The sequence below is a fragment of the Mesorhizobium sp. M2A.F.Ca.ET.067.02.1.1 genome (assembly GCF_004023285.1).
In the GTDB taxonomy this organism is placed as follows: Bacteria; Pseudomonadota; Alphaproteobacteria; order Rhizobiales; family Rhizobiaceae; genus Mesorhizobium.
Genome location: NZ_RZSB01000783.1, coordinates 1 through 2,742 on the forward strand (window position 1 = coordinate 1; position 2,742 = coordinate 2,742).

Genomic DNA, 2,742 nt, shown 5'->3' on the forward strand with positions numbered 1-2,742 from the left:
GGTTCGGCGATGCCTTCATTGGCAAAGTACTGATCCAGGAGCTCGCGTAGGCGACCGGCCTGAACCCTGACCACGGCGTCGGTGGAGGCGTCGAAATCGCCGTCCTTGCCGAAGACGTCCATGGCGATGGAAACGCCCTTCAGCCTGTCCGCCTCGCCAGCCTGCTCGCGCTCTACCAGGTAGCGTAAAAGCCTGCGGGCACGCTCGGATCGTCCGAACGTCTCGCTGGCAAGCAGTCGCTCCAATGTCTCGCGCACTGCGGGGGCGGCAGGCGGGGCATGCTCCAAGTGTCGATCCTTCCGAACTCGGCACAGGTTAGGGCGCGATAATATAGCGCTCGCGCCGGCGCACAAGGATGCTTCTGTTATGTGATCGCGTAAGCCACCGGAAATTCCCCCGCCGGTTAACGAACGACAAGGAAGTTGCGTCTGCTTGCAACACGGCGCGCCTTGCGGACGCGCCGTGTTCGGGAGCCTGACTGGTCAGCCGGCCTTACCACCGATGATGCGGTTGGCGGCCGAAACGACGGCCTCCAGCGAGGCGGCGACGATGTTGGTGTTGATGCCGGCGCCGAACAGCTTGCCGCCCGGATATTCCATCTCGACATAGGAGATGGCCGAGGCGTTGGAGCCGCGCTGCAAGGAATGTTCGGAATAGTCGAGCACCGACATGTCGACGCCGACATGGCGCGATAGCGCATCGACAAAGCCGTCGATCGGGCCGGTGCCCGAGCCGGTTATCGTCACTTCCTTGCCATTGTCGATTATATCCGCCTCCACGATGCGCCGGCCCTTCACCTCGGTATCGGGGAAGGTGCGGTGGTCGAGGAACTTCAGCCGCGCGCCGGGCTGGTCGATATAGGTTTCGAGGAAGCGTTCATGGATGCGCTTGGCCGGCACTTCCTTGCCTTCCGCGTCGGTGATCGCCTGGATCGCCTGGCTGAACTCGATCTGCAGATTGCGCGGCAGATTGAGGCCGTAATCCGCCTGCAGCACATAGGCGATGCCGCCTTTGCCCGATTGCGAGTTGATGCGGATGATCGCCTCATAGGTGCGGCCGACATCGGCCGGATCGATCGGCAGATAAGGAACTTCCCAGATCGGAGTGTTGGCCTTCTTCAGCGCCTTCATGCCCTTGTTGATGGCGTCCTGATGCGAGCCCGAGAAAGCCGTGTAGACCAGTTCGCCGACATAAGGATGGCGCTCCGGGATCTTCAGCTGGTTCGAATATTCGTAGACATCCTTCATCCGGTTGATGTCGGAGCAGTCGAGCTCCGGATCGACGCCCTGGGTGAACATGTTGAGCGCCAGCGTCACGATATCGACATTGCCGGTGCGCTCGCCATTGCCGAACAGCGTGCCTTCGACGCGGTCGGCCCCGGCCATCAGGCCAAGCTCGGTGGTGGCGACGCCTGTGCCGCGGTCGTTGTGCGGATGCAGCGAGATGATCAGGTTCTCGCGGTTGTCGAGATTGCGGCACATCCATTCGATGCGGTCGGCATAGACGTTGGGCGTCGACATCTCGACCGTCGAGGGCAGGTTGATGATCAGCTTGTTGTCGGCCGTCGGCTTCACGATCTCCGTGACGGCGTTGCAGATCTCCAGCGCGACGTCGAGTTCGGTGCCGGTGAAGCTTTCCGGCGAATATTCGAAGCGGTAGCCGCCGCCGGCCTTGGCCGCCATGTCGGTGATCATCCTGGCGGCGTCGGTGGCGATGCGCTTGATGCCGGCGACGTCCTTTTCGAAGACGACGCGGCGCTGCAATTCGCTGGTCGAATTGTAGAAATGCACGATCGGGCGGTGCGCGCCCTTGAGCGCCTCGAAGGTCCGTGTGATCAGTTCTGGCCGGCACTGCACCAGCACCTGGAGCGATACATCGCGCGGCACGCCGCCTTCCTCGATGCACCAGCGCGCGAAGTCGAAATCGGTCTGCGAGGCCGAGGGGAAGCCGATCTCGATTTCCTTGAAGCCCATGTCGAGCAGCAGCGCGAACATGCGCGCCTTGCGCTCATGACCCATCGGGTCGATCAGCGCCTGGTTACCATCGCGCAGGTCGACCGAGCACCAGATCGGCGCCTTGTCGATCACCTTGTTCGGCCAGGTGCGATCGGTCAGGCCGACAGTGGGGTAAGACTGGTACTTGCGGGCTGCATCCGGCATGTGGCCGGCCGCGCGCTTCCCGGCTTCAGCCTCGTCGGCGCGGATTTCTTCTCGTGCGTTCATCGTCTCTTCTCCGGGCGGCTCGCATGTTCGCCTTGGGCGGATTGATGGCGAGCGTCGCCTCTACCAGAATTGCATTCGCTTGATTATGACTTTGCCAAGGAGCATGCGCCTGAGGCGGCGGGTATCGACCGCCGGGCGCTCCTTCAGCGAACCCGGCGATCGCCGATAAGGCCGAGAAGAAGCAGGGTGGAAGCGAGCGCGCGCGCGGTCTCGCCGGCAAAGCCGGGGCGAGAAGAAGCGACGGAGCGGACGCGCGTGGTCATGGCGGCTCTCTTACAGGAGCGGCCCGCCGGAGGCAAGCGTGCGCAGGGGCGAATGCGCCGAGCCTGGTCTCGTCGCGGGCGGAGATGTCTTCCCCGCGCCTTGTAAATGGGCCAGACTTGGTTCCGAAGGCTTGGCTGCCAAGCGAAGCTCCGGGGAGGGGTCGCCCATGAATTTCGTGTTCTTCTCGCCGCATTTCCCGGCCAACGGCGCCGATTTCTGCGACCGCCTGAAGAAGGCCGGCGCGACCGTGCTCGGC

Annotated in this window: 1 protein-coding gene and 1 pseudogene; both read right to left on the reverse strand. The window is 63.3% G+C overall.

All coding sequences use genetic code 11. From position 1 onward, the window contains the following. A pseudogene (locus EOA28_RS31720) lies at nucleotides 1–287 on the reverse strand (hypothetical protein); the annotation flags it as partial. 195 nt (nucleotides 288–482) lie between these two features. Beyond that, entirely contained in the window at nucleotides 483–2,222 is a 1,740-nt protein-coding gene (gene leuA / locus EOA28_RS31725) for a 2-isopropylmalate synthase (RefSeq protein ID WP_127252490.1), read from the reverse strand. Between the last annotated feature and the right edge of the window lie 520 nt (nucleotides 2,223–2,742).